The 6,857-nt window shown below is 71.0% G+C and carries 5 protein-coding genes; 2 read left to right on the top strand and 3 right to left on the bottom strand.

Annotated elements, in window-relative coordinates; all coding sequences use genetic code 11:
- Positions 1–8: 8 nt before the first annotated feature.
- Entirely contained in the window at positions 9–1,175 is a 1,167-nt protein-coding gene (locus ABZ128_RS30025; RefSeq protein ID WP_356852339.1) for a serine hydrolase domain-containing protein, read from the top strand.
- 55 nt (positions 1,176–1,230) lie between these two features.
- Here ABZ128_RS30025 and ABZ128_RS30030 read toward each other — a convergent pair whose 3' ends face one another.
- Positions 1,231–2,862, bottom strand: coding sequence for a penicillin-binding transpeptidase domain-containing protein (locus ABZ128_RS30030; RefSeq protein WP_356852341.1), 1,632 nt, complete (start codon positions 2,860–2,862; stop codon positions 1,231–1,233).
- A 304-nt stretch (positions 2,863–3,166) separates the two neighbouring features.
- Positions 3,167–3,370, bottom strand: a complete 204-nt coding sequence (locus ABZ128_RS30035; RefSeq protein ID WP_356852343.1) for a hypothetical protein — start codon at positions 3,368–3,370, stop codon at positions 3,167–3,169.
- A 140-nt stretch (positions 3,371–3,510) separates the two neighbouring features.
- Between ABZ128_RS30035 and ABZ128_RS30040 the strand changes: the two genes are divergently transcribed.
- A complete protein-coding gene (locus ABZ128_RS30040; RefSeq protein WP_356852344.1) occupies positions 3,511–4,884 on the top strand; it encodes a DUF308 domain-containing protein in 1,374 nt (457 codons plus the stop codon).
- A gap of 30 nt (positions 4,885–4,914) precedes the next feature.
- Here ABZ128_RS30040 and ABZ128_RS30045 read toward each other — a convergent pair whose 3' ends face one another.
- The gene (locus ABZ128_RS30045) at positions 4,915–6,630 is read right to left on the bottom strand and encodes a phospholipid carrier-dependent glycosyltransferase (protein WP_356852352.1); all 1,716 of its coding nucleotides are present in this window, start codon (positions 6,628–6,630) and stop codon (positions 4,915–4,917) included.
- Positions 6,631–6,857 lie beyond the last annotated feature (227 nt).

The following is a 6,857-nucleotide window of genomic DNA, read 5'->3' on the forward strand; positions in this document are numbered from 1 at the left end:
GACCGCTCGTGAACATCCAGGGTGAGGTGGCGGAGGGCTTCGAGGCCGTCCGGGACGCTTTCGTACGCAATGTCGAGGTGCTCGGGGACCGGGGCGCGGCGGTGGCCGTGTACCGGGACGGCCGGAAGGTCGTGGACCTGTGGGCGGGCCCCAAGGACGTCGACGGCGGCGAGGACGGCGAGCCCTGGGCAGCGGGCACCGCGCAGGTGGTGCGCTCGGCCACCAAGGGGGTCGCCGCCGTCGTACCGCTGCTGCTGCACCAGCGCGGGCTGCTGGACCTGGACGCGCCCGTGGGGGCGTACTGGCCCGAGTTCAAGGCGGGCGGCAAGGAGCGGGTGCTGGTCCGCGACCTGCTCGCGCACCGGGCCGGGGTGCCCGCGCTGGACGTGCCGCTGACCCCGGCCGAGGCCGTGGACGGGACCTCCGGGGCGCGTGCGGTCGCCGAGCAGCAGGCCTTCTGGGAGCCGGGGACGGCCCACGGCTACCACGCGCAGACCTACAGCTGGCTGCTGTCGGAGCTGGTGCTGCGGGCGACCGGGGCCTGTCTGGGCCAGTGGCTGGCGCAGGAGGTGACGGGCCCGCGCGGGCTGGAGTTCTGGATCGGCCTGCCGCAGGCGGAGACGGCCCGGGTGGGCCGGGTGGGTCCGGTCGAGCCGCCGCAGACGGCGGGGGGCCTGCGGACGCGGCCCCGGCGCAACGTGTCGGAGGCGTACGCGGACCCCTCCTCGCTGACCCGCCGCGCCTTCGCCGCGATCACCCCGTTGGCGGACGAGAACGCCCCGGAGTTCCGGGCCGCCGAACTCCCCGCCTCGGCGGGCATCGGCACCGCCCGCGGCCTGGCCGGCCTGTACGCGGCCCTGCTCGGCGACACGGAGGACGGCACGCGGCTGTTCACCCCGGAGACGCTCCGCCTGGCGGGTACGGAGCTCTCCTCCGGGCCGGACCGGGTCCTGGTCGTCAACACCCGCTTCGGCCCGGGCTACATGCTGCACAGCCCGGCCTCGCCGCTGCTCTCCCCGGCCTCCTTCGGACATCCGGGCCGGGGCGGCTCGCTCGGCTTCGCGGACCCGGAGGCGGGCATCGGCTTCGGCTACGTCACCAACGCCCACGCCCCCTCGGTCACCGCCGACCCCCGCGCCCAGGCACTCGTCCGGGCGCTGCGCGCCGGCCTCTGACACGGCCTGGGACCCCGCGCCCCGCTCGCCGCGGGGCGCAGTTCCCGTCCCCGGTTCAGGAGTTGAGCACCGCCGCGACGATCGGGCCGGCCGCGTCACCGCCGTGGCCGCCGCCCTCGACCATCGCGGCGGCCGCGACGTCACCGCTGTAGCCGGTGAACCAGCTGTCGGGGCTGCCCGCGCCGTCGACCTCCGCCGAGCCGGTCTTCGCGCCCTTGTCCGAGCCGCCGACCGACCGCATCACCTGTGCCGCGGTCCCGCTCGTCGCCGTCAGCCGCATCATCTGCACCAGCTGCTGCTGCACGGACGGCTTCATGCGCCGCTCCGCGGTGGCGACCGTACGGCCGTCCAGGTCCGCCGCGACCAGCAGCGGCTGGTGGAACTGTCCGCTGCGCGCGGTCGCCGTGACGGAGGCGATGTTCAGCGGGTTCATGGTGATCTGGCCCTGCCCGATGTAGGCGGCGGCCGCTTCGGCGCCACTGGACACCGGGACCTTGCCGTCGGTGGACTTGATGCCCGTCTTCCAGTCCAGGCCGATGCCGAAGACCTCCCGGGCCTCCTTCGACAGCGCCGCGTCGTCCTTGACGTCGTCGATCTGCTTGATGAAGGCGGTGTTGCAGGACTTGGCGAAGCTGGTCGCGAAAGTGGCGCCGGGCAGCTCGAAGTTGTCCAGGTTGTGGAAGGTACGGCCGCCCCAGGAGGCTTCCTTGGTGCATTCGGCCGGCTTGTCGGCCGCCGCCTTGCCGCGGTCGAGCAGCATCGCCGAGGTCACGATCTTCATCGTCGAGCCGGGTGCCCGCGTGCCCTGCATGGCCGCGTTGAAGCCGTCCTTGCGGTTGTTGGCCACGGCCAGGATGTGCCCGTTGCTCGGCTTGACGGCGACCACCGAGGACTCCGGGTACCGGGCGACGGCCTTCTCCGCCGCCGCCTGCACCGCCGCGTCCAGCGTCGTCTTCAGCGTGCTCGGCTCGCCCTCCACCAGGGTCAGCAGCGTCCGCTTCGGCGCGTCCTGCGCGGCCGGCTCGATCCACAGCTCGGCCCCCGCCTTCCCGCCCACCTTGCCGCCGTAGGTCTGGCGCAGCTGGTCGAGGACCGGCCGGAGCGAGGGGTACTTCTCGGCGGTCAGCTCCTCGCCGGAGCGGTCGACGGCCTTGACGGGCGGCGCCGCGGGGGCGCCCGCGCGCAGCTTCTCGTCCTTGCCGAGCTGCGGGTGGATCACCGCGGGCTGCCAGTCGACCAGCGGCTTGCCGCTGGTGAGCCCGCGGACGACGGTCAGCTTGGACTCGTACGCGAGCGGCTTGGTCACCCCCTCGTACGTGACCTCCGCGGCGACGGCGAACGGGATGGTCGTGCCCGTCTGCGTCCCCGGGGTGATCACGGCCTTGGACACGTACGCCTTGGCCTGGTAGTCCGCCACCGCCGTCTGCGCGGCCTGCACGTTGTTCGTCAGGTCGCCGGCCGCCCGCGCGTCCCCGGCCGCCCAGGCCGCGAGGAAGGCCTTCGCGGTCTGCGCGGCCTCCTTCTCGCTGACCGGCCCGCTCCCCTTCTCGGCCCGGACGGTGGTCCCGCCGTCCTCGCCGCGCCCCTGGCCGCTGTCCCCGACCAGGGCGTACACCCCGTACCCGGCCCCGCCGACCATCGCGAGGAGCACCCCGCCGACGATGGCACCCTTCGCCGCCCCGTTCACTGCGTCCCCTCCCGGATCCCCCGTTCTCTGAACGCGTTCAAAGAACCTCAGGTGCAGACCTTACGCGCTGCGAGCGAACGGTGTCACTCTTGTTACCGGACCGGGACATCCCCGCCTTGCACCCCGACCGCCCCGGATGCTCCTCACGCCCCGGAGGTGCAACGCCCGAGCGGGGCGCACCAGATGGAGGTGAGGACATGTGGTGCACCCCCTGCCGACAGCCGCAGGATGCGGAGATGACGGACGGTCAACCCGCATGGACCCCGAGTTGCCCGGCCCGAACCACCGGCGGCCGGGGCGGCGCTCAGCTCGTGGTGATGGATTGGCCGTCGTACTTGCCGCCTATGCAGGTCCACAGGCCAGTACCGGAGTCGTACTCCACACTTCCCTTGCCCTTCACGCACGTCGGTCCGGTGACAGCCGGTACGACGGCGTGCGCAACAGGAACCGCGGCGCCGAGAACGGCCAGCATGAGGGCAGCGGTGAACCCGACAAGTCGTGTACGCATGGGAACTCCCGTGAGGACGAGCGACACCAACATGTCGTCACCAGCCTCCCCCCGCACGGCGTGGAACGCACCCTGGCGAGGAGTGCTCGCGGCGCGCGCGCCCAGAGGCGCCCGCCGCGGACAAGAGGCAGGCTGGAGTTATGGCGAACACGCCCGAGGTGACCGTGGGGGCGCCTGACGACCTCGGCTTTCGGAAAGTCCTGATCAACGGAAAGTGCGTGGGCAAGGCCCGGTCCCCCCGACAACTCCGGAAAATCCTGTCTCGCGCTGACCCCACAGTCGGGCACCACGTCGATTGGCGCGGCGCGGACAGCACCGTCTGGCCGGATCAACCGGGATGGCGGCGCACCCAATGCGCCTTCATGGTCTTCGGCCTCCTCGCGACTGCATGGCCGCTCTTCCAGATCGGCATAGCGGACAGCGGTGATGCCCTCACGTACGGCGGACGCATCGCGGGATTCACCTTCCTCGTTGCGGGCCTGCTGGAAGTCATTGCCGCCGCGGCCGCCGTCGACTACTGGCATGAGCGGCGATGGCGTTACTCGGGAGTGACCGTCCTGGTCGGAGTCGTGATTGCACTCCTCTGCAGCATTTCCCTTCTCCTGCTGCAGATCGGTGAGCGTTTCACCCGCTACACCCTGATCGGCATGAGTCTCGCTCTCTGGTCTGGGGTGGCCCTGCTCGAACTGATCGAGTGCAGGGCGTGGAAGGGCCTTCGCATTCCCAGGAAAATCGCCATCGGAGCGCTCGTCTCTACCCTTCTTGCCGGTGCCAACCTGGCGTATTCACAGATCTACGTGCCCTATGTGAAAACCCCGCTGATACAGAGCGGGGCGGACTTCAAGGAGTCGAGTTGGAGGAGGGGAGGGGCGCAGATGTACGTGACGGTCCATCTGTACGTGAAGAACGCCGGCCAGGTCCCCGTGTACATCCTCGACAGCATCTACTGGATCCATGGCGCGCCCGCGAGCGACATGTCGGATAAAAAGCGCCCTCCGGACAAGTTGATCTACTACGGCGACTTCGTCTCGCCGGTGGGCCGTGTGCTGGATCCCGGAGACGTAATCGCCCAGGATGTGGTCGTCGAGATCAAGAATCCGGAGAGGCTCAATTACGAAGCCGTCAAGGCCCAGACCGAGGTCTACGTGATCAGAAAAGACAGGATGAAGCTGGGTGCTGATTACGGGCGTTCCGCGGTGAAAGGTCCGGAGCTCCAAAAGGAGTTGGAGGAAGGTGATCCCGTCGGCGCGCAGGTCAGATATCGATCGGAGATGTCCAACAGCAGCGAGATTCTGAACATGGTCCGCGGACGGCAGCGGATCACCGTGTGGAGGGTGGCCAGCGGTCCGCGGCCGACCATCATCGTGGACGTGCTGCCTCCGGGTGAGCGGATCACGTTCCATCGCGACGAGCCCTACGCGAACGAAAAAGCCAGCAAGCGGTACGGCCTCACCCAGGTGCGCGGTTCCACGGCTCAGACGCCCTACCCGGAACTCCTGGAGAAGGCCCGATAGGCCCCCTCCAGGGAGAAGGACTGCCGGCCGCTAGACCCAGGTGTCCAGCCACATGCGGCTGCGCCAGGAGTCCATCGGGATGGTCTGGCCCGTGTAGATCGGCCAGAAGTAGATGAAGTTCCAGATGATCAGCAGCACCAGTACGCCCGCCGCGATCGCGCCCAGGGCGCGGCGGCGTTCCGTCGAGCCCGCGGGGCCCAGGAGGGCGCCGGTCATCATCGCCACCGCCAGGCACAGGTACGGGACGAACACCACCGCGTAGAAGAAGAAGATGGTCCGCTCCTGGTAGTTGAACCAGGGCAGCAGGCCCGCGCCCAGCGCGCACGCGATCGCGCCCGCACGCCAGTCGCGGCGGAAGAACCACCGCCACAGCACGTACAGCAGGGCGAAGCAGCCCGCCCACCACAGCAGCGGCGTCCCCAGGGCCAGCACCTCGCGGGCGCACTTGCCCGCCTCCGTCGCCGGGCAGCCGTCCGTGCCGGGCTCGGGGGACTCGTAGAAGTACGAGACCGGACGCCCCAGGACCAGCCAGCTCCACGGGTTCGAGTCGTACGTGTGGCCCGAGGTCAGACCGACGTGGAATTTGTAGACCTCGGTCTCGTAGTGCCACAGGCTGCGCAGCCACTCCGGCAGGAACGACAGGGCACTGTGCTGGTCCTGCTTGGCGGCCCAGTCGCGGAAGTAGCCGCCCTTGCCGTTGTCCGGGCTCAGGATCCAGCCCGTCCACGACGCCAGGTACACCGCGAGCGCCACCGGCACCGTCGACAGGAAGCCCGGCAGTGCGTCCCGGCGCAGCATCGCCGCGTACGGGGCGCCCGCGCCCGCGGTGCGCCGCGCCGCCGCGTCCCACAGCACCGTCAGCACCCCGAAGAAGGCCAGGACGATCAGCCCGTTCCACTTCGTGCCGAAGGCGAGCCCCAGGCACACCCCCGCCAGGATCCGGTACGGGCGCAGGCCCAGCCGCAGCGTCTCCGCGATCCGTACGTCCGGGCGGGTACGGCCCTCCTCGTCCACCGGCAGCGCGGCGGCGAGCCTGGCCCGCGCCCGGTCCCGGTCGATCAGCAGCGCCCCGAAGGCCGCCAGCACGAAGAACATCAGCACCAGGTCGAGCAGGGCGGTCCGGCTCATCACCAGGTGCAGGCCGTCCACCGCCAGCAGCGCCCCCGCGAGGCAGCCCAGGAAGGTGGAGCGGAACAGGCGCCGCCCGATCCGGCACAGCATCAGCACCGACAGCGTGCCGAGCACGGCCGTCATGAAGCGCCACCCGAACGGCGTGAACCCGAACATCCACTCGCCGAGCCCGATGACCCACTTGCCGACCGGCGGGTGCACGACGTAGCCGGGGTCGACGGGAAGCGCCACCCCGTCCGGGTTGGCGAGGATCGACTTGTCGATGTCCTTGGGCCAACTCGCCTCGTAGCCCTGCTGGATGGTGGCCCAGGCGTCCTTGGCGTAGTACGTCTCGTCGAATATCACCGCCTTCGGGCTGCCCAGGTGCACGAAGCGCAGCACCCCCGCCACCAGCGCCACCAGCAGCGGCCCGGCCCACGCCGTGAAGCGCTGCCACCCGTCCGCCGCCGACTCGTGGATGCCGAGCGCCGTCCACAACTGGCGTGAGGGCCGGGCGTACGGGGGCACCAGGCGGGAGCGGACGTCCCCGCGCCCGGTCGTCCGGGCGGGCGGCACGTAGCCGAAGGCGCGCAGGCGGCGCAGCCAGGTGGACGGCTGGTCTTCGCGCCCCGCCACGGGGGCGGGCGGGGCCCCCGCGGGGCTGGGCGGCGGCGTCGCGGTACTGGTCACCGGGTCATCGTAGGGAACGCGCCTGTGCGAACCCCAGCGCCGGGGCGGTCGGGTTGTGCCGGGCGGGGCGGGCGGGCCGCCGCTCCGTACGGGTCGGTGTCGTTCCGTCAGGCCCGGCCCGTCAGGCCCCGGCCGGTAAAGGCCGGCCCGTCAGGCCCGGCGCTCGCAGATCG

This window comes from Streptomyces sp. NPDC006326, assembly GCF_040612915.1.
Lineage (GTDB): Bacteria > Actinomycetota > Actinomycetes > Streptomycetales > Streptomycetaceae > Streptomyces.

What these genes read in the sequence shown, in the direction of transcription:
- ABZ128_RS30040 (WP_356852344.1), top strand. Translation starts at nt 3,511, where the DNA reads ATGGCGAACACGCCCGAGGTGACCGTGGGGGCGCCTGACGACCTCGGC.
- ABZ128_RS30035 (WP_356852343.1), bottom strand. Translation starts at nt 3,370, where the DNA reads ATGCGTACACGACTTGTCGGGTTCACCGCTGCCCTCATGCTGGCCGTT.